17 protein-coding genes are annotated in these 22,987 nt (G+C 71.2%); 5 read left to right on the top strand and 12 right to left on the bottom strand.

The genetic code is table 11. The features are described from left to right. Positions 1-6: 6 nt before the first annotated feature. Positions 7-528, top strand: coding sequence for a hypothetical protein (locus ACWCRJ_RS28450; RefSeq protein WP_450941986.1), 522 nt, complete (start codon positions 7-9; stop codon positions 526-528). Between the two features lie 208 nt (positions 529-736). Here the strand turns inward: ACWCRJ_RS28450 and ppc are convergent, their stop codons facing one another. Next, complete coding sequence (ppc, locus tag ACWCRJ_RS28445) at positions 737-3,478, bottom strand: phosphoenolpyruvate carboxylase (protein ID WP_450941985.1); 2,742 nt, start codon at positions 3,476-3,478, stop codon at positions 737-739. A gap of 381 nt (positions 3,479-3,859) precedes the next feature. Here ppc and ACWCRJ_RS28440 point away from each other — a divergent pair, with 381 nt between their 5' ends. Further along, the gene (locus tag ACWCRJ_RS28440) at positions 3,860-4,894 is read left to right on the top strand and encodes an acyl-CoA desaturase (protein ID WP_450941984.1); all 1,035 of its coding nucleotides are present in this window, start codon (positions 3,860-3,862) and stop codon (positions 4,892-4,894) included. Further along, on the top strand, positions 4,891-5,568 hold the full coding sequence (locus ACWCRJ_RS28435) for a TetR/AcrR family transcriptional regulator (RefSeq protein WP_037724988.1): 678 nt from the start codon (positions 4,891-4,893) through the stop codon (positions 5,566-5,568). The genes ACWCRJ_RS28440 and ACWCRJ_RS28435 overlap by 4 nt, the downstream gene beginning before the upstream one ends. A gap of 386 nt (positions 5,569-5,954) precedes the next feature. Here the strand turns inward: ACWCRJ_RS28435 and ACWCRJ_RS28430 are convergent, their stop codons facing one another. The 4 genes from ACWCRJ_RS28430 to ACWCRJ_RS28415 form a co-directional block, all read right to left on the bottom strand. Next, on the bottom strand, positions 5,955-8,045 hold the full coding sequence (locus tag ACWCRJ_RS28430) for a glycosyltransferase family 4 protein (protein ID WP_450941983.1): 2,091 nt from the start codon (positions 8,043-8,045) through the stop codon (positions 5,955-5,957). 521 nt (positions 8,046-8,566) lie between these two features. Beyond that, on the bottom strand, positions 8,567-9,430 hold the full coding sequence (locus ACWCRJ_RS28425) for a PaaX family transcriptional regulator (protein WP_450941982.1): 864 nt from the start codon (positions 9,428-9,430) through the stop codon (positions 8,567-8,569). Between the two features lie 117 nt (positions 9,431-9,547). Then, positions 9,548-10,918, bottom strand: a complete 1,371-nt coding sequence (locus ACWCRJ_RS28420) for an MFS transporter (protein ID WP_450941981.1) — start codon at positions 10,916-10,918, stop codon at positions 9,548-9,550. Between the two features lie 145 nt (positions 10,919-11,063). Further along, entirely contained in the window at positions 11,064-11,897 is an 834-nt protein-coding gene (locus ACWCRJ_RS28415) for a trans-aconitate 2-methyltransferase (RefSeq protein WP_450941980.1), read from the bottom strand. Between the two features lie 129 nt (positions 11,898-12,026). Here ACWCRJ_RS28415 and ACWCRJ_RS28410 point away from each other — a divergent pair, with 129 nt between their 5' ends. Next, positions 12,027-12,524 carry a MarR family winged helix-turn-helix transcriptional regulator gene (locus ACWCRJ_RS28410; RefSeq protein WP_037705601.1) on the top strand — a complete coding sequence of 166 codons (498 nt, stop codon included), beginning with the start codon at positions 12,027-12,029 and terminating at the stop codon, positions 12,522-12,524. On the opposite strand, the gene ACWCRJ_RS28405 is transcribed toward ACWCRJ_RS28410, so the two are convergent. After that, a complete protein-coding gene (locus ACWCRJ_RS28405; protein WP_450941979.1) occupies positions 12,483-13,265 on the bottom strand; it encodes a LuxR C-terminal-related transcriptional regulator in 783 nt (260 codons plus the stop codon). The two genes, ACWCRJ_RS28410 and ACWCRJ_RS28405, sit on opposite strands and share 42 nt — an antisense overlap. Positions 13,266-13,526: 261 nt before the next feature. Here ACWCRJ_RS28405 and ACWCRJ_RS28400 point away from each other — a divergent pair, with 261 nt between their 5' ends. Continuing rightward, positions 13,527-13,970 carry a GNAT family N-acetyltransferase gene (locus tag ACWCRJ_RS28400; RefSeq protein ID WP_450941978.1) on the top strand — a complete coding sequence of 148 codons (444 nt, stop codon included), beginning with the start codon at positions 13,527-13,529 and terminating at the stop codon, positions 13,968-13,970. Between the two features lie 44 nt (positions 13,971-14,014). Here the strand turns inward: ACWCRJ_RS28400 and galK are convergent, their stop codons facing one another. The 6 genes from galK to ACWCRJ_RS28370 all read right to left on the bottom strand — a co-directional run bounded on the left by galK (position 14,015) and on the right by ACWCRJ_RS28370 (position 22,968). Next, the gene (gene galK, locus ACWCRJ_RS28395; protein ID WP_450941977.1) at positions 14,015-15,175 is read right to left on the bottom strand and encodes a galactokinase; all 1,161 of its coding nucleotides are present in this window, start codon (positions 15,173-15,175) and stop codon (positions 14,015-14,017) included. Between the two features lie 101 nt (positions 15,176-15,276). Then, the gene (gene galE / locus ACWCRJ_RS28390; RefSeq protein WP_450941976.1) at positions 15,277-16,239 is read right to left on the bottom strand and encodes a UDP-glucose 4-epimerase GalE; all 963 of its coding nucleotides are present in this window, start codon (positions 16,237-16,239) and stop codon (positions 15,277-15,279) included. After that, a complete protein-coding gene (gene galT, locus ACWCRJ_RS28385; RefSeq protein ID WP_450941975.1) occupies positions 16,236-17,297 on the bottom strand; it encodes a galactose-1-phosphate uridylyltransferase in 1,062 nt (353 codons plus the stop codon). Before galT ends, galE begins: the two co-directional genes overlap by 4 nt. Positions 17,298-17,539: 242 nt before the next feature. Next, a complete protein-coding gene (locus ACWCRJ_RS28380; protein ID WP_450941974.1) occupies positions 17,540-20,920 on the bottom strand; it encodes a S8 family peptidase in 3,381 nt (1,126 codons plus the stop codon). Between the two features lie 93 nt (positions 20,921-21,013). Next, positions 21,014-22,024 carry an ABC transporter permease subunit gene (locus tag ACWCRJ_RS28375; protein WP_450941973.1) on the bottom strand — a complete coding sequence of 337 codons (1,011 nt, stop codon included), beginning with the start codon at positions 22,022-22,024 and terminating at the stop codon, positions 21,014-21,016. Then, a complete protein-coding gene (locus ACWCRJ_RS28370) occupies positions 22,021-22,968 on the bottom strand; it encodes an ABC transporter ATP-binding protein (protein ID WP_450941972.1) in 948 nt (315 codons plus the stop codon). The genes ACWCRJ_RS28375 and ACWCRJ_RS28370 overlap by 4 nt, the downstream gene beginning before the upstream one ends. Positions 22,969-22,987: the final 19 nt, after the last annotated feature.

The raw sequence follows: 22,987 nt of genomic DNA, 5'->3' as shown, positions 1-22,987 counted from the left end.
CCCGCCATGCCTGCCACCAAAGCACCCGCTCACCGCTCGCGGCGCCGACCGCGCCCGGGCGGCGGTGGTGCGTCGGTCGCGCTGCGGTACGGGCGGCTGGCGACGATGGGCGCGATCGCGGTGGTGCTCCTGATCGCGGGGGTGTGGGGGTCCTGGGGCTGCGCTCAGCACGTGATGCTGAGCAAGGGGCGCGAGCAGGGCACGATGACGGTGTCCCGGTGTGCCGGTGAGACCTGCTGGGGGCCGTACGAGCCGGTGTCGACGGGGTCGCGGGCGCGGGACCGGGTCGACATCGAGCGGTCGGTGGCGGTGGTGACGGGTGAGACGTACACCGTCGTCGTGAAGCCGGGCAGCAGCGATGTCGTACGGACGGGGCCGGCGGGTCTGTTGCATGCCTGGGCGCCGCTCGGCGGGGCCCTGTTGCTCGCGGCGGTGGTCGTGGCGGGCGGGTTGCGGATGGTGCGGTCGGCGTGGGTGCTGGGCGGGCTGGGCCTCGCGCTGATCACCGCGGCGTGGGTGGCGCTGTGACGCAGGTTGCGGCGGAGGTGCGGCTGACGGCCCGGTGGGGCTTCTCGCGCAGTTCCCCGCGCCCCTGAACAGCAGGGCTGCGCCCCGTGTTCTTCAGGCCCGGAGGGCCGTCGCTTTTCAGACCCGCAGGGGCCTGACGCTTTTGGGGGCGCGGGGAACTGCGCGACGAGCCCCCACCGGGCCGCCCGCCGCGAACGAACCGTCGACGTCAGCCCGTGTTGCGCAACCCCGCGGCGACGCCGTTGACCGTGAGCAGCAACGCCCGCGCGAGCAGCGGATCGGCCTCCTCCCCCGCGGCGGCGGCGTCCCGCTGGCGCTTCAGCAGGGCGACCTGGAGGTAGGAGATCGGGTCGAGGTAGGCGTCACGGATGGAGAAGGTCTGCTGCAGGACGGGGTTGGCGTCGAGCAGCTTGTCCTCGCCGGTGATGCGGAGCACCTCGCGGACGGTCAGTTCGTGTTCGGTGCGGATGGTGGCGAAGACGTGCTGGAGGTGGTCGGGGACGAGGGTGTCGACGTAGTGCTGGGCGATCCGCAGGTCCGTCTTGGCCAGCGTCATCTCGACGTTGGACAGGAAGTTGCGGAAGAAGTGCCACTGTTCGTGCATCTCGTCGAGCACGGTGTCCAGGCCCGCTTCGCGCAGCGCCTTCAGGCCGGAGCCGACGCCGAACCAGCCGGGCACGATCTGCCGTGACTGGGTCCAGCCGAAGACCCAGGGGATGGCGCGCAGTCCGTCGAGCGAGACGCCCGAGCCGGGGCGGCGGGAGGGCCGTGAGCCCAGGTGCAGGTCGGCGAGCTGGTCGACCGGCGTGGAGGCGAGGAAGTACGTCGGCAGGTCGGGGTCTTCGACGAGCTTGCGGTAGGCGGCGTGGGCGGCGTCGCTGACCAGGTCCATGGCCGCGTCCCAGCGGGCCAGGGCGTCCTCGGACTGGCGGGGAGCGGTGTGCAGGGCGGAGGCCTGGAGGGTGGCGGCGACCGTCAGTTCCAGGTTCTCGCGGGCCAGGGAGGGGACGAGGTACTTGTCGGAGATGACCTCGCCCTGTTCGGTCACCTTGATCTCGCCCTCCAGGGTGCCCCAGGGCTGGGCGAGGATCGCGTCGTGCGAGGGGCCGCCGCCGCGGCCGACGGTGCCGCCGCGGCCGTGGAAGAGGCGCAGGCGTACGCCGTAGCGGTGGGCGACGTCGCGCAGGCGGCGCTGGGCGCGGTGGATCTCCCACTGGGACGTCGTGATGCCGCCGAACTTGGAGGAGTCGGAGTAGCCGAGCATGACCTCCTGGACGTCGCCGCGCAGGGCGACGAGCCGTCGGTACGACGGATCGGCGAGCATCTCTTCGAGGATGGTGTCGGCGGCCTTGAGTTCGTCGGTGGTCTCCAGCAGCGGGACGATGCCGATCCTGGCCCAGCCGGCGTGGAGGTCGATGAGGCCGGCCTCGCGGGCGAGGACGGTGGCGGCGAAGACGTCGTCGGCGCCCTGGCACATCGAGATGATGTACGACTCGATGACCTCGGGGCCGAAGACGGCGAGTGCCTTCTTGACGGTCTCGAACACGCCGAGGGTCTTGACGCCGGCGGCGTCCAGCGGTGCGGGGGTGGGGGCCAGGGGCCGCCTCGACCTGAGTTCACGGGCGAGGAGCTTGTGGCGGTACTCGCGGGGCATGTCCTCGTAACGCCAGGACTCCTCGCCGAGCCGGTCGAAGAGCTGGCCGAGGGCGTGGTGGTGGGCGTCGGCGTGCTCGCGGACGTCCATGGTGGCGAGCTGGAGGCCGAAGGCGGCCAGGGTGCGGATGGTGCGGTTCATCCGGCCGTCGGCGAAGAGGCCGCCGCGGTGTTCGCGCAGGGAGGTCTGGATGAGGGTGAGGTCGCGCAGGAGTTCGGCGGTGCCGAGGTAGTCGCGGCCGTCCTCGTGCGGGATGCCCTTGGCGAGGCGCTGCTTGGTGTTCTCCAGCTTCTGCCGGATGCAGGTGGCCTTGAGGCGGTAGGGCTCCTCGGCGTTGAGGCGCTTGTAGCGGGGGCTGATCTCGGGGAGGGCTTCGAGGTCGGCCCGCAGCGACGTCAGCAGTTCCTCGGTGGCGCCGGTGTAGCGGATGGAGTTGGAGAGGAAGCCGCGCAGTTCGTCGATGAGTTCGAGGGCGTCGTTGATGCCGTGCTCGTGCTGGAGGATGAGGACGTCCCAGGTCACCTGGGGGGTGACGTTGGGGTTGCCGTCGCGGTCGCCGCCGATCCAGGTGCCGAAGGTGAGGGGGCGGGTGGCGTCGGGGATGGTCACGCCGACGCGCTCCAGCTCGGCCGTGAGGTCCTCCAGGACGTCGCCGACGGCGCCGGCGTGCAGTTCGTCCAGGTAGTAGATGGCGTTGCGGGCCTCGTCGGCGGGCTCGGGGCGTACGACGCGCAGCTCGTCCGTCTGCCAGACGAGGTCGATGTTCTCGGCCAGTCGGGTGTCGTGGCGGCGGCGGTCGGAGTCGATGACGGGGGTTTCGAGCAGCGCGGCGATGCGCCGGAGCTTGTTGAGCACGGACCGGCGGGCGGCCTCGGTGGGGTGGGCGGTGAAGACGGGGCGGACGTTGAGGTTCCCGACCGTCTCGCGCAGGTGTTCGGGGTCGGCGTCCTTCAGGCGATCGGCCGTACGGGCGAGCAGTCCGCCCTCGGCGGCACGGCGTGCCCTGAGTTCGCGGCCGCGGTGCACCTGTTCGGTGACGTTGGCCAGGTGGAAGTAGGTGGAGAAGGCGCGGACGAGCTTGGCGGCGGTCTCCAGCTCGGTGCCGCGCAGCAGGTCGGCGGCGGCTTCGCCGTCCTCGCGGGTCAGGCGGCGGACGCGCTCGACCAGCTCCAGGAGTTCGGGGCCCTCCTGTCGTACGAGGGTCTCGCCCAGCAGATCGCCCAGGCGCCGGATGTCGGCGCGCAGCTCGGCGTTGACCGTCGTGACGGTGTGGCCATGGTCGTCGGCACTGCTCACAGGTGCGGCTCCTTGCAGTGTTGAAGCTCGTCCGGAGGGGAACCCGGGCGGGGGCCCGGTGGCCGGCGGCGTTTGCGGGCCTGGCGTCCGGGCGGGAATCGGAGCGGACCGCGCTGTCCGACCGAGTCCAGGATAGGCGTCCACCTGGGCGCCCCCGGCGACAGGTGCCACTTTTGCGGCACTGAGTGCCACCTGTCCAGTGAGTCCGTCCGTTACACCTGGACGCGCAGAGAGGTGGGCTCTTGCCGCCCGGCACCGCGCTGCCATACTTACGATGCCGTAGGTTACGGAACCGTAGGGAAAGCCGTCAGGTGGCCCTCGCACGCTGTTGCCGCAGGTACTTCCCCCCTCTCTCCACCCTCGACCCCCCAGGGGACGCCCATGAGCACAAGGTCCGATGTGATCGACGACGCCCCGAACGCAGACGGTGCGCCAGGTTCCCCGGCGGCCGGATCGCCCGCGCCGTCGGCCACGCTGGGCGGCGAACAGAAGCGTTCGATCGAGCAGATCACGCTGCTCCTCTTCATCATCGTCCCGTTCCTCGCGGTGCTCGCGGCGGTGCCGCTGGCCTGGAACTTCGGGGGCGTGAGCTGGCTGGACCTCGGCCTGCTGGTGTTCTTCTACTACCTGGGGTGCCACGGCATCACGATCGGCTTCCACCGGCACTTCACCCACGGTGCGTTCAAGGCCAGACGCCCGCTGAAGATCGCGCTGGCCATCGCCGGCTCGATGGCCGTCGAGGGCCCGCTGGTGCGCTGGGTGGCCGATCACCGCAAGCATCACAAGTTCTCCGACGCCGAGGGCGACCCCCACTCGCCGTGGCGCTTCGGTGAGACGCTGCCCGCGCTGCTGAAGGGCCTGTGGTGGGCCCACATCGGCTGGATGTTCGACGAGGAGCAGACGCCGCAGGAGAAGTACGCCCCCGACCTGATCAAGGACCCGGCGCTCCGCGCGATCTCCCGCCAGTTCATCTACTGGACGATGCTCTCCCTCGCCCTGCCGCCCCTGATCGGCGGTCTGGTGACGATGTCCTGGTGGGGCGCGTTCACGGCGTTCTTCTGGGGCTCGCTCGTCCGGGTGGCGCTGCTGCACCACGTGACCTGGTCGATCAACTCGATCTGCCACGCGGTCGGCAAGCGCCCCTTCAAGTCCCGCGACCGCTCGGGCAACGTGTGGTGGCTGGCGGTCCTCTCCTGCGGCGAGTCCTGGCACAACCTCCACCACGCCGATCCCACCTCCGCGCGGCACGGTGTGGAGCGCGGGCAGCTGGACTCCTCCGCGCGGCTGATCCGCTGGTTCGAGGTGTTCGGCTGGGCGTACGACGTCCGCTGGCCGTCACGCTCGCGTATCGATTCCAGGCGCAAGACGGGTGAGGACGGCTCCGAGCACCGGAAGGCGTCCGCCGAGGCGGCATGATTGACGCCGTGGCGACCGACTCCAGCAGCACCCCGAGCAACGAGAAGCCGCGGCGCGTGCGCCGCACCCGGATGACGGGCGCCGAGCGCCGGGCGCAGTTGCTGGAGGTCGGCCGGGCCCTGTTCGCCGCGAAGGGCTTCGAGGCGACGTCGGTGGAGGAGATCGCGGCGAAGGCCGGGGTGTCCAAGCCGGTGGTGTACGAGCACTTCGGCGGCAAGGAGGGCCTGTACGCGGTGGTGGTGGACCGTGAGATGAGCCGTCTGCTGGACATGGTGACCAGTTCCCTGACGGCGGGCCACCCCCGGGAGCTGCTGGAGCAGGCCGCGTTCGCGCTCCTGGACTTCATCGAGGAGTACACGGACGGTTTCCGCATCCTGGTCCGTGACTCGCCCATCCCCCAGTCCACGGGTTCCTTCGCGTCCCTGATCTCCGACATCGCCACGCAGGTGGAGGACATTCTCGGCCGCGAGTTCAAGAGCCGCGGCTTCGACCCGAAACTCGCGCCGCTGTACGCGCAGGCGCTGGTCGGCATGGTCGCCCTGACGGGGCAGTGGTGGCTGGACGTCCGGCGCCCGAAGAAGGCGGAGGTGGCCGCGCATCTGGTGAACCTCGCGTGGCACGGCCTGGACGGCCTCAACCAGAAGCCGCGGCTGATCGGACACCGCAAGAGTTGAGCGGGGCGGGGTGGGTGCGTTCTCGGGTGCGGGTGAGTGGGGGCCGGTCGCGCAGTTCCCCGCGCCCCTAACAGACCAGGCCCCTACGGGCCTGAGAAAAACACGGGCTGCGCCCATCGCCCACAGACCCACGGGCCCGGGTCCGCCGGCGGGCGCACGTCCGGTGGGGCTTCTCGCGCAGTTCCCCGCGCCCCTGAACGACCAGGCCCCCGCGCCCCTGAAGGACCAGGCCCCTGCGGGCCTGAAAGGCCAGGCCCGCAGGGGGTTGAAAAGCGCGGGGCGCAGCCCCTGCTTTTCAGGGGCGCGGGGAACTGCGCGACCGGCCCCCACGCGCCCGCAGCCGACAGCGACCCCCGACCCCCGAGCCCCCGCGACGGAGGGGCGCCTCAGTCGTCCTCGCCCACATCCTTCGCACTGAGCGCCAGCTCGTTGTTCACCGTGAAGTACGGCCGCACCCGAGTCCGCCCCCGCTCACCGTGCTCGAACACCCGCCCGGGCGCCAGATCGGTCTTCCGCCGCTCCACCACGTCCCCGCCGATCCGCCCCACCGGCACACCCTCCACCCGCAGATCCCACAGATCGTGCTCGACCGCGCGCCGGGTCATGATCTCGCCGTACGGGACGGTGAACCGCACCCCCCGCTCCCCCACGGCCCGCGCGGCCACGGCGAAGTCGTACGCGGGGTCGGTCCGGGAGACGATGCGGACCTCGGCCCCCTCCGGCACCCGCACCTGATCGGCGGCCCCGTACAGCGTGGCGGCCACCGTCACCGATTCCTCGCCCACCTCGACGGTGTCGATCTCCGCGTGGGCCGGCCGCAGCCACGTCCGCAGCGCGAGGAACCCGTCGGCGGTCGGGTACGGGATCCACGCCCCCACGCCCCGCCGGTCGACGCGGGGCGGACGCCCGACGAGCGCGGCCTGCTCGACCATCCGCGCGGTCAGCCGCAGCCGCTTGTCCGTGCCGCGCGGCACGACATAGCAGTCCCAGCGGCCCTCGGCGAGGGTGTGCTCCGCGGGGCGGAGAACCGCCTGCACCGCGGTGTCCGGTGCGTCGGCGCTCGGCAGGACCGGCAGGACCGGCACGCCGATCTGCCGCTTGCCGGGGTCGCGGCGCAGCCGGGCGACGAAGTCGAGGGGCCCGGCGGGCAGTTCGGCCGGGTCGAGGCGGACGACGAAACCGCCGTCGGCGGTTGCGCGGGCGTGCGCGGCGGGCGTGGGAGCGCTCCCCTCCGCCTCGGCGACGGGGTGGGTCTGCGCGGGGCGCGGCCGGACGGCCCGGGCGGCGCGTTGCGCCCACCGGGCCGCGCCGGCCCAGCGGCGGCGCCGGGACCCGGCCAGTTCCTCGAAGAGGTTCTCGTAGCGGCGGGCGATGGCGGCCGGCGCGTACACGTCGGCCTTGTCGAGCGCCTTCTTGCCGAGCCGTTCGCGCAGGGCCTCGTCGGTGACGACGCGTTTCAGGGCGTCGGCGTAGGCGTCGACGTCCCCGTCGAGCGGGACGAGGAGGCCGTCCTGCCCGTCGGTGATGATCTCGCCGGGACCGTGCGGGCAGTCGGTGGCGACGACGGGCACCCCGCAGTGCATGGCCTCGACGATGGTCATGCCGAAGGACTCCATGTCGGAGGAGACGGCGGCGACGGCGCCCTTGGCCCACTCGGTCTCGATCGGTGAGACCGCGCCCATGAGGAAGGCACGGTCGTGCAGCCCGAGCCGGTCGATCTGCTCCCGCAGGTTCTCCTTCTGCGGACCGCGCCCGTAGATCCGCAGGGTCCAGCCGGGGTGTTCGGCGGCCACCTTGGCGAAGGCGTCCACCAGCCGGTCGTACCGCTTGATGGGGATGAGCCGGCCGGCGGCGACGATGACCTGGGAGTCGAGGGTGGAGCGTGCGACGGCGGAGGCCCGGACGCCGTTGGGTACGCACACGATGGTGGTGTCGACGTGGGGCAGGGCGGCGCGGTACTGGGCGGCGTCGGCCTCGGAGACGGTGACGTAGGCGTCGAGCCCGCCGATGGCCTTCATCTGGTCGGTCCGCAGCGGATCGCGGTACTGGTCGAGGCTCAGGTGCTCCTGCCCGACACGGAGGTGGCGGCGGCGGCCGTCGCGGGCGAGGTAGCCGTTGAGGTCCGGGCGGGTGGCGATGACCACGTCGGCGTCGGTGCGGGCGAGGAAGCCGCCGATGCGTTCGTCCTGCAGTGCGGTGTAGGGCAGGTTCCCGGTGGCCCCGCTGTACGGGAACATCGTGCCGGGCCGGGCGGTGAGCGGGTGGTCGCCCTCGAAGCCGGGGGTTCCTTCCCGCAGGTCGATCAGCGAGGTCAGGCGGACGCGCGGGTCGAACGGGAGTGCCGGTTCGGCGCGGGATCGGTGGACGCTGACGACCTCGACGTCGTGGCGGTCGGCGAACGCGGCCGACAGGTTGGTCGTCGAGCGGATGGTGCCGCCGATACCGAAGGCGTTGTTGATCAGAAAAGCGATCTTCATAGGTGTTTCCCCCTGGAAACCGCCCGGGCGCGGGCGGCATCGCGCCCGCGCCCCCTGGCGGTCAGGTCAGGAAGTGCGCGCGGGCACGGCTGTCACATGGTCGGCGATCGATGAATGAGAGATCGAATGACGAAATGAAGGAACGAGTAAATGAACGACTGAACAGTGAATGAATGTACGAATAGGCGCAGCGGAAATCGACCGATCGGGAAATCCGCGAAAGGACGCGCACGCGGGCACACGGCCCGGAAGCGCATCACGCGATGAAGTCCCGTCGGACGGCGAAAAGCCTATGCGGCGCGCGTCACGAACCCCGTCAAACGCGCCGGATGGCTCAACAGATCCTCACTGGCCCCAGATCCCCCCTGGTCACGGCCCCAGCCCCCGCAGTGCCGGTCAAACACGCGGGAGGCAACAAAAAGTGAACCGAGAATATATCCATCAGAATGGAAAGCCCAAGAACAATCTCGGCCACTCTCGCACCGGGGGCATCGAGTGCGGAATTCCTGACTCCGTCTTTATTACGGACTTTCGATCGGAGCGGGGCGCAGCGGAGTCGTTTCCAGCACGTCCGCCGCCATCCGTGCGGCCGGGCCCGCCGTCTGTGCGGCGATGCGCCGGAACGTGTCCTGGGCCTGTCGCGCGGGCCATTCGGCGGGCAGATGCCGCACGGGCAGGCGCGGGTCGGTACGGATGATGCGCAGCCATTCGGCGACGAGCCGCAGCCGGGTGGCGATCGGATCGGCGGCGGCGAGGTCGGCGGTGGTCCAGCGTTTGTCGAAGGCGACATAGCGCGCGGCCAGGGTCTCCAGGTCCCAGCTCTCGCGGATCATCAGCCCCTCGTCGGTGAACGGGTCGGCCTGCGCGTGGAACACCTTCACGTGCGCGTCCAGGCCCAGCCCGGAGACGATCTCGCGCACGTCCACCCGGCCCGGCGCGATCCACAGTCCGCTGTAGAGGGCGCCGAAGCCGGACCAGGTGAGCCGGGAGCGCAGATCGTGCCGCTGGCGCTGCCAGGACTCGGGGAGGGAGAAGCCGAGGAGGGTCCAGGTGCCGTCCCAGTCCTCGTTCACCGCGCCGTCGCGCCAGATACGCTGTCCGCCGTCCCGCAGGATGTCCCCGGCGTGCGGGGTGAGCCCGAAGAACATCCGCCGGCCCTCGCGCTGGCGCCGCAGCAGCCCGCGGTTCACCATCCGCGTCAGCGTCGACCGCACGGCCTGTTCCCCCGTGCCGACCCGCCCGAGCACGTCGATGATGCTCCCCGAGTACACCCCGAGGTCGCCTTCACCCAGGTCCAGCACGTGATTACCGAAAAAGGAGAGCACCAACGACTGCGGCCGCAACTGCGCGCCGACGACATCGACATCCAGGATCTCGTCCTCCACAGCGGCAAGGGTACGGGGGCTGCGCGGGCCCGGTCAGGTGTGTGCCGCTCGGGCCCCGTCGAGGGCCGGGCCCGGTGCGATCGGCTCTCGCGACCGGGCCCCGCGCGGGACCGCCCCCTACGAGGCCACCCCCTCCTTCGCGGCCCTCTCCCGGACGGACACGTCGCCGAGAGAGTCCCGGTGCGTCTCGCGGACGAACCACACCGTCACGGCGGTGATCGCCGCGCCCCCGCAGATCAGCAGTGAGATCGGCGTGCTGGAACCCCCGTTGGCGGCCACCAGGCTCCCCGCGATCATCGGCGAGAACCCGGCACCGATCAGGGTGGCGAGCTGGTATCCGAGGGACGCCCCGGTGTAGCGCACCTTCGTGCCGAACATCTCGGTGAGCAGCGCCCCCAGCGGCCCGTACATCACGGACTGGGCGAAGCCGTGGCCGAGGACGACCGCGAGGATCAGCAGGCCCGGTGACTTGGAGTCCACCAGCGCGAGCACGGGGAAGGCGAGTGCGACGGAGGCGATCGCTCCGGCGAGGACGACCGGGCGGCGGCCGACACGGTCGGAGAGGGCCGAGGCGCACGGCAGGACGACCAGCGCGACGGCCGCCGAGACGGTGAGCGCGGTGAGCACCTGCGGCCGGGGATAGCCGATTCCGGTGGCGTACGCGATCAGGTAGCTGGTCAGCAGCGACTGGGCCGTGAACGCGCCGATGCCGACACACGCGGCCAGTACCAGCGCCCGCGGCCGGCGCAGCACGTCCACGATCGGCAGCCGTGCCTCGGTCCGGTCCTTCTTCACCTGGGCGAAGAGCGGGCTCTCGACGACCTTCAGCCGGACGAAGAGGCCGACGCCGAGCAGGACGACGCTGAGCAGGAACGGCACGCGCCAGCCCCACGCGGCGAACTCGTCGCGGGGCATGGCGACGACGAAGGTCACGACGACCGAGGAGAGCAGGGAGCCGAGCGGGGCTCCCATCTGCGTGAAGCTGGACCACAGTCCGCGTCGCTTCGCACCGGCGTGCTCGACGACCATGAGCGTGGCCCCGCCCCATTCGCCGCCGATGGCGATGCCCTGGAGCACCCGCAGGGTGATCAGGAGGACGGGCGCCCAGACGCCGATGGTGTCGTAGGTGGGCAGCAGGCCGATGAGGAAGCTGGCGCCGCCCATCAGGCCCATGGTCAGCAGGAGCATGGACTTGCGGCCGAGCCGGTCGCCGAAGTGCCCGAAGACGATGCCGCCGAGGGGACGGGCGACGTATCCGGCGGCGAACGTGCCGAACGCGGCGATGGTGCCGACGGCCGGGTCGGCGCCCGGGAAGAACAGTTCGCCGAAGACGAGCGCGGCGACCGTCCCGTAGACGAGGAAGTCGTAGAACTCGACGGCCGTACCGAGCAGCCCGGAGAGTGCGACGCGGCGCAACTGCTTGGTCCGCACGGCCTGTTCGGCCTGTTCGGCCTGTTCGGCGGGGGTGGGGAGAGGGGACGGGGGCATGCGGGTCTCCCTGGAGCGATGGGGGAACGAGGGAGGGAACACCGCGAAGGTAGGCGCGTATCTTCCTGCCGTCAATATTCTGCACAACATCGACATGGACGTCGGCATCCCGGGACGCCCCCGCACCCCCTCACTCCCCGCCGCCTCAGGCCGCTTTCGGGAACCGGTTCGCCTCCGGCTTGCGGGCGACGGTGAAGATGCGGCGGAACGGGAACGGGGTGCCGTGGGCGGTGGGCGGGTAGGCCTCACGCAGGGCGGCCCGGTACTCGGCGACGAACGGTCCGGCGTCCGCGCCCAGTTCGGTGAGGACCGGCCGCAGCCCCGTCCCCCGCACCCAGTCGAGCACCGGGTCCTCGCCCTGGAGGAGATGGACGTACGTCGTCTCCCAGGCGTCGGCCTCGCAGCCGAGGTCGGCGAGCGCGGCGAGGTAGCCGGCCGGGGTGCGGACCGCGTCGTCGTGCCGGAGGGTCTCGCCGAGCCGGTCCTTCCAGCGGGCGGAGTGGGCGAGTTCGCGCATGAGGCGATGGCTGGGCGAGTCGAAGTTGCCGGGGACCTGGAAGGCGAAGGTGCCGCCGGGGGCGAGGGCGTCGACCCAGGCGGGGAAGCGGTCGAGGTGGCCGGGCACCCACTGGAAGGCGGCGTTGCCGACGATCAGGTCGTACGGCTCCGGGGGCTCCCAGGTGCGGAGGTCCGCGGCGGTGAAGTCGATGCGGCCGCCGCCCGGCGTGGGCCCCTCGTGGTCGACGTGGGCCCGGTCGAGCATCTCGGGCGAGTTGTCGTACCCGGTGATGTGCGCGGTGGGCCAGCGGTCGGCGAGGAGGCGGGTGACGTTGCCGGGGCCGCAGCCGAGGTCGGCGATACGGGGGTGTGCGGCGGGCGGGTCCGGGACGTGGGCGAGCAGGTCGACGAAGGCGCGGGCGCGGTGGCCGGCGTGCCGCAGGTACTGCTGGGGGTCCCAGGTGGGGCTGGTGGCGGGCATGGGGGTACCTCCTCGTGGATCCAGGTCGCCTTCACTTTCATGGGCTATTATCTCGAAGTCAAGAGACTTGACACTAACTTTCTTGATCTCAAGAGACTTCACGTCGACACAACCACTACACTGATCGTCATGGAGGACGAGGTCGATCGGCTGGTCGCAGCGTGGCGCCGGGAGCGCCCCGACCTCGACGTGGAGCCGCTGGAAGTACTCAGCCGGGTGAGCAGACTCGCCCGGCACCTGGATCGCGCGCGCCGGCTGGCGTTCGCCGAGCACCAGCTGGAGCCGTGGGAGTTCGACGTGCTGACCGCGCTGAGGCGTGCGGGGAACCCGTATCAGCTCTCGCCCGGCCAGCTGCTGACGCAGACACTGGTGACCTCGGGCACGATGACGAACCGCATCGACCGGCTCACGAAGAAGGGCCTGGTCGAGCGGCTGCCCGACCCCAGTGACCGTCGGGGCGTGCTCGTCCGGCTGACGGACGAGGGCCGGGACCGGGCGGACCAGGCGCTCGCCGGACTCCTCGACCAGGAACGGGCGATCCTGGCCGAGCTGTCCCGCGCCCAGCGGGGCGACCTGGCGGGCCTGCTACGCCAGTTGACCGCCCCGTTCGACAACATCCCCGGCTAGGTCGACCGGTCCGACACCCGCCCGGCGCGCGAGTGCGACGGCGGCGAGGGTGGAGTGGACGCCCAGCTTGCCGAGGACGTTCTGCATATGGGTGCGCACGGTGTGCGGGGAGAGGAAGAGGCGCTCGGCGACGGCCTTGCGCCCCAGTCCCGCCACCATGCACCGAAGCACTTCGCGCTCACGCGGGGTGAGGGATTCGACGAGCCGCTCACTCTCCGTGCGGTGTTTGCGGGCGGCCGTCAACTCCCGCAGGACGCCCGTGAGCAGCGCGGGCGGCAGATGTGTCTCGTCGCGCAGCACGCCCCGGATGACCGTGAGCAGCCGGGAGAGCGAGCAGTCCTTGGCGACCCACCCGGACGCGCCCGCCTGGAGGGCCAGCGCGGCCCGGCGCGGATCGTCCTTCTCGGCGAGGACGACGGTCCGTACGCTCGGCTGGCCCGACCGCACGCCCGCGACGAGCGATATGCCGTCCACGAGCCCGTCCTCGCCACCGTCCGAGACGGCCACGGGCACGGCGGCCGGACGCGCGCCGGGGACGTGGACGTGGGCCCCCAGGTCGGCGTCGACCAGGAGCACGTCGAACCTGCGCCCCTCCGCCGCCGCGCGGTCCAGGCAGCGCAGCGCGGCGGGGCCGCTGCCCGCCGCGGACACGTCGACGTCCGGCTCGGCGGCCAGGGCCGCGGCGAGCGACTCGGCGAAGATACGGTGGTCGTCGACGACCAGTACTCGGATGCGAACCACTGAAACCCCCACTGGTCGGGGGACGACCGGCGCGAGTACGGCGCCCGAAGCGTGCCCCGGTTTACACCTGGGACGGGGCGTCGCAGCCGCACGGCCGCCGCCGTGCTGAACCGCTACCCCCACTTTGGGCGTCGTACCCGACTGTCTCGCCCCCTGATCAGCGCCGGCCCCCACCGGCACTGTCCATCAGGGTAAGGCCGGGGGGCAGGAGCGGAAGGTTATTTGCAGAACTGTTTGTCCGGCACGTTTATGGTGTGCCACATGTTTCGTATGGAGACAGAAGTCGACAAGGAACGAAGCCAATTACTACTTTCCCGGCTGCGCGCCAGTAACACCGCCGCCTCGCCGATCCTCCGCGGCCTGCGCGGCACCCCCGGTGAGCGCGAGTCCCCGCTCCAGGTGTGGGCCCTGGACGACTCGGGCGAGGTCGCCGGCGGGCTGGTCGGCCACACCTGGGCGACCTGGCTGCACGTCACCTATCTCTGGGTCGACGAACGCCACCGGGGCGAGGGACTCGGCTCGCGCCTGATGGCGACGGCCGAACGCATGGCCTCCCGCGACCGCGCCTGCCGCTCCGCCCGCCTGGAGACCTGGGACTTCCAGGCGCCGGATTTCTACAAGCGGCTCGGCTACGAGGTGGTGTGCGTGATCCCCGACTATCCGCCGGGGATCACCGAGTACACGCTGACGAAGAGGATCGGCTGACGGGCGGGACGGGCCCGGGGCCGAGGTCCGCCGGGGTGCGCGGGTCAGGAGACCCGGCGCGCGCCCGCCGAAGGCACCGCCACGAAGACCCGGGGGGCCGTGAAACCGGCCGCGGCGAAGGCCTCCTCGACGGCCTTGGTGACCGCGGCCGCGTCGGTCTCGTCGACGAGGACGATCGCGGAGCCGCCGAAGCCGCCGCCGGTCATGCGGGCGCCGAGGGCGCCGGAGGACAGGGCGGTGTCGACGACGAGGTCCAGTTCGGGGCAGGAGATGCGGAAGTCGTCGCGCAGCGAGGCGTGGCCCTCGACGAGGACGGGGCCGATCGCCCGGGTCTCGCCCGACTCCAGCAGGGAGACCACGCGTTCGACGCGCTGGTCCTCGGTGACCACGTGGCGGACCAGGCGGCGGACCTCCTCCTCGTCCCCGAGGCGGCTCAGGGCCGCGTCCAGCTCGTCGTAGGCGACGTCCCGCAGCGCGTCGACGCCGAGCAGGGCCGCGCCCTTCTCGCAGCCGGCGCGGCGCTTGCCGTACTCGCCCTCGCTGTGGGAGTGCTTGACCTGGGTGTCGACGACGAGGAGCTGCATGCCCTCGGCGGCCAGGTCGAAGGGGATCTGCCGCTGGGAGAGGTCGCGGGTGTCGAGGAACAGGGCGTGGCCGCTCTCGCAGCAGGCGGAGGCCGTCTGGTCCATGATCCCGGTCGGGGCGCCGACGTAGACGTTCTCCGCGCGCTGGCACAGGCGGGCCAGCTGCCAGCCCTTGAGGCCGAGGTCGTAGAGGTCGTTGAGGGCGAGGGCGACGACCACTTCCAGGGCGGCGGAGGAGGACAGGCCCGCGCCCGTCGGCACCGTCGAGGTGAGGTGGATGTCGGCGCCGGTGACGGCCGTGTGCCCGGCCTCGCGCAGGGCCCAGACGACACCGGAGGGGTACGCGGTCCAGCCGCGGTCGGCCTCGGGGGTGAGCCCGTCCAGGGGCAGCTCGACCACGCCGCCCTCGACGTCGTCGGAGTGCAGGCGCAGGAGCCCGTCCGTGCGCCGGGACACCGCCGCGATCGTGGTGTGCGGGAGGGCGAAGGGCATGACGAAGCCGTCGTTGTAGTCGGTGTGCTCGCCGATGAGGTTCACCCGGCCCGGCGCCGCCCACACTCCCTCCGGCTCCGCCCCGTACAGCTCCTCGAACCGCTCGGCGACGACGACAGCCTCGCTCATCCCCTGACCCTGACCTTTCCGTACTCAACCGACGTTCTGGCGCGACCGTGCGAACAGGCCGCGCCGGCACACTACTTGGCGCCCGTGCGGGCGGGCCCGCGCTACTCGGCGTGCGCCTGCGCGAACTGCCACGCGTCCGCGACGATCTCCGCGAGGTCCGCGCGGGACGGGTTCCAGCCGAGGCGCTCGCGGGCCGTGGCGGCGGAGGCGACCAGGGTCGCCGGGTCGCCGGCGCGGCGCGGGGCGACGACCTCGGGGATGGGGTGGCCGGTGACCTGGCGGACGGTCTCGATCACTTCGCGCACCGAGAAGCCGTTGCCGTTGCCGAGGTTGCAGATGAGGTGCTCGCCGGGGCGCGCGGCGTCCAGCGCCAGCAGGTGGGCGTCGGCGAGGTCGGCGACGTGGATGTAGTCGCGGATGCAGGTGCCGTCGGCGGTCGGGTAGTCGTCGCCGAAGACGGAGATCGCGTCCCGTCGGCCCTGTGCGACCTGGAGCACCAGCGGGATGAGGTGCGACTCGGGGTCGTGGCGCTCGCCGCAGGTGCCGTAGGCGCCGGCGACGTTGAAGTAGCGCAGTGAGACGGCGCCCAGGCCGTGGGCGGCGGCCTCGCCGGTGATCATGTGGTCGACGGCGAGCTTGGAGGCGCCGTAGGGGTTGGTCGGCTTCGTGGGCGCGGACTCGACGATCGGAGTGGTCTCCGGCTCGCCGTAGGTGGCGGCCGTGGAGGAGAAGACCAGCTTGCGCACGCCCGCCTCGCGCATGGCGGCGAGCAGGGCCATGGTGCCGCCGACGTTGTTGTCCCAGTACTTCTCGGGCTTCACGACGGACTCGCCGACCTGCGAGAACGCGGCGAAGTGCAGGACGGCGTCGAAGGAGGAGTCCAGCCATTTGGCGGCGTCGCGGATGTCGCCCTCGATGAAGGACGCGCCGACGGGCACGCCCTCGCGGAAGCCCGTGGAGAGGTTGTCGAGGACGACGACCTCGTGGCCCGCCTCCAGCAGATGCTGGGCGACCACGCTGCCGACATAGCCCGCGCCACCGGTGACCAGGTACTTGCCGCTCATGAACTCGCTACCTCTCGCAGTCGCTCGGCCGCGCGCTCCGGCGGCACGTCGTTGATGAACACGTTCATGCCGGATTCGGAACCCGCGAGAAACTTCAGCTTGCCGGAGGTGCGGCGGATGGTGAAAAGCTCGAGGTGGAGCGCGAAGTCGTCACGGTTGACGCCGTCGAACTCATCCAGCGTGCCGAACGGGGCCTGGTGCCAGGCCGCGATGTACGGCGTCGGAGGCTCACCCTCGCCGAAGATCCGGTCGAAGCGCCTCAAGAGTTCCAGATAGACCTGGGGGAATTCTGTGCGGGCGTCCTCGTCGAGCGCGAGCAGGTCGGGCACGCGGCGCTTGGGGTAGAGGTGGACCTCGTACGGCCAGTGCGCCGCGAAGGGCACGAACGCGGCCCAGTGCTCGGTCTCCAGGACCACCCGCTCGCCGGCCAGCTCGTTGCGCAGGACGGTGTCGAAGAGGTTCTCGCCGCCGGTGGCGTCCTTGTGGGCCGCGAGCGAGCGCAGCATCAGCGCGGTGCGGGGGGTGGTGAAGGGGTATCCGTAGATCTGCCCGTGCGGGTGCCCCAGCGTCACGCCTATCTCGGCGCCCCGGTTCTCGAAGCAGAACACCTGCTCGACCGAGGGCAGGTGCGACAGCTCCGCCGTGCGGTCGGTCCACGCGTCCAGGACGAGGCGGGCCTGCTCGTCGGTCAGGTCGGCGAACGAGGCGTTGTGGTCCGAGGTGAAGCAGACGACCTCGCAGCGGCCGGAGTCACCGGCCAGCGACGGGAAGCGGTTCTCGAACACCACGACGTCGTACGACGAGTCGGGGATCTCACTGAGCCGGTCGCCCTGGGAGGGGCAGAGCGGACATTCGTTCGCCGGGGGGTGGTAGATGCGGCCCTGCCGGTGCGAGGCGATCGCGACGGAGTCGCCGAGCAGCGGGTCCCGGCGTACCTCGGAAGTGGTGACGGTGCGTTCCAGGGGTCGCTTGTCCACCGCGTCGCGCACCGTGTCGTCGCGCAGGTCGTAGTAGATCAGCTCACGACCGTCGGCCAGCCGGGTCGAGGTCTTCTTCACGCCGGACTCCCCATCCCACCCATCAAACAGAACCAAACACATCAAAGCACAAGTTCCGACGTTCGTCACCATCACAAACAAACAAAGATCACCAGATGTCAACTGTCGGCTTCGCCGTCCGGCGGTCGGTGAGGACGAGCGTCACGGGGATGGCTCTGTCGCCGACCTGGCCGCCGATCCTGGCGCGACGCAGTCGGCCCCCGCCGGGTGACCGGCGGGGGCCGACTGCGTCGTCCGTCGTCCTACTTGGTGGTGCGGTAGGCGCGGTGGATGGTCTGGGTCAGGGTGTTGCCGTCGGCGTCGGTGAGGGCGACGCGCAGGGAGACGGGGCCGGGCTTGGCGGGGCTGCGCAGCTTGAGCAGCTTGCCGTTCACGGCGGTGGTCTTCTTCCAGGTCCTGCCGTCGTCGTAGGAGACGGTGAAGGCCAGCTTGCGCAGCGTGCCGACCTCGGTGGCCGCGCCCTGGAGGGCGAAGGGCACGGTGAGGGTCGTACCGGCCTTGGCGGTACTGGCCGTCGACAGCTTGGGCGTGTAGCGGACGACGGTCAGCGGGAGCCGCTCGGCGGTGTCACCGGGGACGTGGGCCGAGGTGAAGGTCCAGGTGGCGGTCGTCCGCGTGCTGACCGCGGACTGCGCCGGAGCGCGGGAGACGTCCACGGCGAGCTTGTAGGTGCGCTTGCCCGCGGGAACCGTGTACGCGTCGCCGTTGAGCGCGTCGTTCACGGCGAAGATCTTCCGGCCGTCGGCATGGAGCGAGCTTCTGGCCTTGGTGTGGTCGGAGGAGCCCAGGTTGCCGACGCCGTCGGAGAACAGCGGGACGTACGCCGTGAAGGTGTCGCCGACGCGTACGGCTTCGGGCCTGTCGAGGACGGACGCGAGGGGGCCCGAGGGGAGGGACGGGCCGAAGACGCCGATGTTGAAGCGCTGGGTGTGGTTTTTGCCCGCCGCGTACGCCCTGGGGCGGCCGGCCTGCGTGCTCTCCCATGTCGGCTCGCCCTCGGCGTCGGGGGCGCCGTACTGGCTGGCCTGGTAGAACCACTTGATTCCGTTGGGCAGCACGTAGTCGGTGCCGGTCAGCGGCAGACGGCCCGCGGTCGAGTGCTGGTTGTAGAAGCCGCCGTTCATCAGCGGTGCGGCGGTGATGGTCATGGTCTTGCCCTTGACGGGCGTACCGAAGACGACCTTGACCTTGGTGAGCTGCGAGCGCTTGACGTTCTTGGTGAAGCCGGACAGGTCACCCGTACGGTTCCAGGCCAGCCGGTAGTTGTCGGCCTTGTGGGTCCAGATGCCGTGGTACATCGCGGACACCTCGGCGGCCGGTGCCGGGGCGCCCAGCTGTCCGACGCGGATGCTGCCGAAGGAGGGGACGTCGTACACAGATGTGTACGGCTTGTTGTTGACGTCGACGTGGAAGAAGAACATGGCGCCCGCGGGCCTGGCCGCGCCGTCCGGCACGGTGATCTTGACGGGCTTCGTCTTCCGGGCGTCCATGACCAGGGTCGTGTCCTTGGTCAGCGCGAACTTCGGGTGCAGCAGCACGGACCCTCCGGCGCTGCCGGTGCGGAGCACGCCTTCCAGGGCGTAACGCCCCTTCGGCAGACGGATGGTGACCTCGCCGTCCTTCTCGTCGGAGGCCTCCGTCCAGATGTCGTTGTCCAGGCCGTAGATACTCGTCAAGGCGTCGCCGAGCGCCTTGCCCTTGAGGTCGAGGTGCTTGAGGGTCAGGTCGTACGACTCGACCTCGCGGACCACGCCCAGGGAGGTGCGCGCGGTCGTCGTGCCGTCGGCGGTGGTGGCGGTCAGCGAGCCGCCGAAGCTGCCTTCGGCCGTTCCCACGCGGGTGTCGGTGGTCACGGTGGCGGTCGCCTCGCCGCCCGCCGGGACGGTGAGCCGCTGCGGCGAGACGGTGAACAGGCCCTCGGCGGCGGGCTTTCCGTCGTTGCCGTAGGCCTCGGTGGCCAGGTCGAGGGTGACCGGCTCGGTGCCCGCGTTGCCGTAGGTGACGTCCTTGCTGACCGGCTGGTCGTCGGTGTGGGGGTACTCCTGTGTCCCGAAGCCCAGCGCGGTCGGACTGCTGGTGAGCCGCTGGTCGATCGCCCTGGCGACGTCCACCCGGCCGGTGCCCTGCGTGTACGCGGAGGTGGCGGCGGTCGGCTTCGCGGAGGCGGTGAGGGCGGCCTTGATCTGCGCGCCCGTCCAGTCCGGGTGTTCCTGCGCCAGGATCGCCGCGGCGCCCGCCACGTGCGGGGTCGCCATCGACGTACCGCTCATGGAGACATAGCCGTCGGCGGCGGGGTCGCCCATGAAGCCCTCGGCGGCCTTGGCGGCGACGATGTCCACGCCCGGCGCGGTGACGTCGGGCTTGAGGAAGCCGTCGGCCGTGGGGCCTCGGCTGGAGAAGTCGGCGATGGCGTCCCGGCGGTCGACCGCGCCGACGGTGAGCGCGGAGGCCGCGCTGCCGGGGGTGCCGATGGTGCCTTCGCCCGGGCCCTCGTTGCCGGCGGCTATGACGAACAGGGCGCCGGAACCGGCCGACAGGTCGTCGACCGCCTGCTCGATGGGGTCGATGCCGAGGGTGTCGGTGCCGCCCAGGCTCATGTTGACGACCTTGGCACCCTGTGCGACGGCCCACTGCATACCGGCGATGACACCGGAGTCGTCGCCCTCGCCGGAATCGTCGAGCACCTTGCCGACCAGGAGCCGGGCGCCGGGCGCGACGCCCTCGTACTTCGCGCCTGAGGGAGAGGCTGCCCCGGAACCCGCGATCGTCGAGGCCACGTGCGTGCCGTGCCCCGCTCGGTCGACGGTGTCCGAGGCGGCGGAGAAGTTCTTCGCCTCGTCGACCCTGCCCTTGAGGTCCGGGTGCGTGGCGTCGATGCCGGTGTCGAGGACGGCGACCCTGACGCCCTTGCCGTCGAATCCCGCCGCGTGTGCCGCGGGCGCGCCGATCTGCGGCACGCTCCTGTCCAGGGTCGCCTTCACCTTCCCGTCCAGCCAGATCTTCCTGACCTTCGCGGAGCCGGTGCCGCTGGTGAGGGTCTCCCACAGGTCCGAGCCCTCGGACTTACGGGCGCGTACGGCGTCGCCGTTGATGCTCGGCAGATCCCGCCGGACGGTCGCGCCCGCGCCGCGGAACGTACTCGCCGAGAGGGATGCGCCCTTGTCGTAGGTGACGATCAGCGGCAAGTCGGAGCGGCGGGCGTCGTCGTAGCGCGAACTCACCAGTCGCGTCACGTCGAACAGCCGCCGGTCGGCGGTCCCGTTCGCGATCAGCGGTTCGGCGTCGCGCGGCAGGACGTACGCGTGGCCCGCGGCCTGCTGGACGCGGAAGGCCATCCCCTCGCGGCCCTCGGCGGCCGTCACGCCGGTCACCTTGCCCTCGGCGTCGAGGGTCACCCGGTCGCCGGTGACGAGGGTGACGGTCCTGGCGGGGGCGCCGGTGCCGGTGGAGGGCGCGGCCTGGGCGCTGTCGGGCGTGCTCACCAGCAGCCCGGCGCCGAGCGCCGCCGCCAGGGCGGCCGCCAGCGGGACGGTGGTGACCACGCGTTTCCTGCGCTTGTGCGACTTCAACTCAAGCCTTTCGACATGGTTCATGGCGATTCGCTCGCCGAATCGGGGCAGCATCGGGGCGCGGCGGAGCGACGCTGTGGCCGCTCGGCCGCGTACGGAGCGAGAACTGCGAGGAGGATCGGGTCGGACGAGGCGCTCGGACAGATGTCAGACGAGGCGCTTGCGACCCCAGAGGATGACGAACACCGCGATGCCGGCGGTCAGGGCCAGCAGGATCGAGGCACCGAGCCACTGCATGGCGGACATCTGGGAGATCGGGATGTAGTCGACCGACCAGCCCACGACCTGTGCCTTGTCCAGACAGGCGTCGCGGGCCTTCTCCGTCGCCTCGGCGCAGCTGCCCCAGCCGATGAGGTCACCGGAGGCGGTGAGGTAGGACTCGTCCAGCTGGTGGGCGCCCTCGGGCAAGTTCGGCGTGGAGTCGTTCCCGACACCGTTGTGGGTGGTGACCGTGATGACGTTCCCGAGGGACGTCCGGAAGTACGACCAGACCACCTGCAGCGCGACGGCGAAGCCCAGGGTGACGACCATGGACAGCAGGGTCCGGCGCAGCAGCATGCCGATCGCCACGCCACCGACGACAGTGAGCAGGGTGAGCGCCACGGGCACGGGTCCGGTGTTGTCGAAGGCGGGACCGTCGATCCAACTCATGACGTACGGCGACGACTTGATGGGCGACCACCACCAGGTGAACGCGGCGGAGAGCGCCATGGTGCACACCACGACCACGAGCGCGGTCACCCCGAGCTTGGTGGCGATCCAGCGAACGCGGCTGACGGACTGCGCGGTGACCAGCTTGGCGGTGCCGGTCTCCAGGTCGCCGGCGAGCAGGGGCGCACCGAAGAAGACACCGATCAGGACGGGCAGGAACCCGAGCGTCGTGGCGGCCGCGTTGAGCGGATCCTGGTCGTATTTGGTTTCCCAGCCGGACTTGAGGTCGGGGTAGCCGTACCCGTCGAGGTACGTGATCATTTGCTGGCGTTGGTAGACGATCACCGCGACGGTGATCGCGGCGGCGGCCAGCAGCGTCCAGTAGGCGGCGCGGTGCTGACGCCAGACGAGCCAGTTCATGCCGCTGAGCCGGAGCCCGCGGCCACGTCCGGCTTCTGCGGCGGCGGAGTCGTAGGAGGTGCCGCCGGTGCTGGTCATCGTGCTCATGCCGCCACCGCCTGCGGGGCGACGTAGGAACTGGGACTGATCAGCGGCGGGGCGTCGGGCGAGCGCAGATACGCGAGCAGGAGCTCCTCCAGGTTCGGGGTGCTCGCCTCCCACGGGCCGCCGGTGACCGGTCCGTCGGGGCGTATCAGTGAGGTGAACTGCCGCCCGCTGGTGCGGGTCTCGACCACGGTGTGGTACTCCAGCTCCGGGGGCGTCCGCCCGTCGGAGTGGACCCCGGTCAGCACGGCGTGGGAGGTGCGCAGTTCGTCGACCTCACCGGCCAGGCGCAGCCCGCCGCCCGCGATGACCAGCAGGTAGTCGCAGGTGTTCTCCAGCTCGGCGAGCATGTGGGTGGACATCAGCACGGTGGTGCCGCGCTCGGCGGCCTCGGCCAGCAGGGTGCCCATCAGCTCGTGGCGGACCAGCGGGTCGAGGTCGGACATCGGCTCGTCGAGGAGCAGCAGGTCGGGACGCTTGCCGAAGGAGACGGCGAAGGCCACCCGGGTGCGCTGGCCGCCGGAGAGGGTGCCGATCTTCGCGTCGAGGGGCACATTGCCCGCGCGGACGATGTCCTCGGCGGCCCGCTGGTCCCAGCCGGGGTTCAACTCTCGCCCCATCCGCAGGGTCTCGGCGACGGTGAAGCGCCGGAACAGGGGCTTCTCCTGGGCGAGGAACGCGGTACGCCGAGTGGCCTCCGCCGACTCCGGGGCCGCGCCGAACACACGCACGGTGCCGGTGGTCGGCTTCAGCAGGTTGGCGGCGATGGCCATCAGCGTGGTCTTGCCGGCCCCGTTGGGACCGACCAGACCGCAGATCCGCCCGGCCGGCAGCCTGAAGGAGCAGTCCCGCAGCGCCCAGCCCCGGCGGTACTTCCGGCCCACCCCGCGGGCTTCTATCGCGGACGAGTCCGCCGGCCCCCCGTAGCCCGTCTCATAGCTCGTCATGCGTGTCCCCTTGGTCCCG

This window comes from Streptomyces sp. NPDC002324 (genome assembly GCF_053593335.1).
Note: the sequence above shows the minus strand (reverse complement) of the source record. Positions and strands in the feature narration are given on the sequence as shown.

Excerpts from the sequence above, each read along its gene's own strand:
- ACWCRJ_RS28440 (WP_450941984.1), top strand. The coding sequence starts at position 3,860 with ATGAGCACAAGGTCCGATGTGATCGACGACGCCCCGAACGCAGACGGT.
- ACWCRJ_RS28450 (WP_450941986.1), top strand. The coding sequence starts at position 7 with ATGCCTGCCACCAAAGCACCCGCTCACCGCTCGCGGCGCCGACCGCGC.
- ACWCRJ_RS28435 (WP_037724988.1), top strand. The coding sequence starts at position 4,891 with ATGATTGACGCCGTGGCGACCGACTCCAGCAGCACCCCGAGCAACGAG.
- ACWCRJ_RS28420 (WP_450941981.1), bottom strand. The coding sequence starts at position 10,918 with ATGCCCCCGTCCCCTCTCCCCACCCCCGCCGAACAGGCCGAACAGGCC.
- galK (WP_450941977.1), bottom strand. The coding sequence starts at position 15,175 with ATGAGCGAGGCTGTCGTCGTCGCCGAGCGGTTCGAGGAGCTGTACGGG.
- ACWCRJ_RS28430 (WP_450941983.1), bottom strand. The coding sequence starts at position 8,045 with ATGAAGATCGCTTTTCTGATCAACAACGCCTTCGGTATCGGCGGCACC.
- ACWCRJ_RS28375 (WP_450941973.1), bottom strand. The coding sequence starts at position 22,024 with ATGAGCACGATGACCAGCACCGGCGGCACCTCCTACGACTCCGCCGCC.
- ACWCRJ_RS28415 (WP_450941980.1), bottom strand. The coding sequence starts at position 11,897 with ATGCCCGCCACCAGCCCCACCTGGGACCCCCAGCAGTACCTGCGGCAC.
- ACWCRJ_RS28370 (WP_450941972.1), bottom strand. The coding sequence starts at position 22,968 with ATGACGAGCTATGAGACGGGCTACGGGGGGCCGGCGGACTCGTCCGCG.
- galE (WP_450941976.1), bottom strand. The coding sequence starts at position 16,239 with ATGAGCGGCAAGTACCTGGTCACCGGTGGCGCGGGCTATGTCGGCAGC.
- ACWCRJ_RS28380 (WP_450941974.1), bottom strand. The coding sequence starts at position 20,920 with ATGCTGCCCCGATTCGGCGAGCGAATCGCCATGAACCATGTCGAAAGG.
- ACWCRJ_RS28400 (WP_450941978.1), top strand. The coding sequence starts at position 13,527 with ATGTTTCGTATGGAGACAGAAGTCGACAAGGAACGAAGCCAATTACTA.
- ACWCRJ_RS28410 (WP_037705601.1), top strand. The coding sequence starts at position 12,027 with ATGGAGGACGAGGTCGATCGGCTGGTCGCAGCGTGGCGCCGGGAGCGC.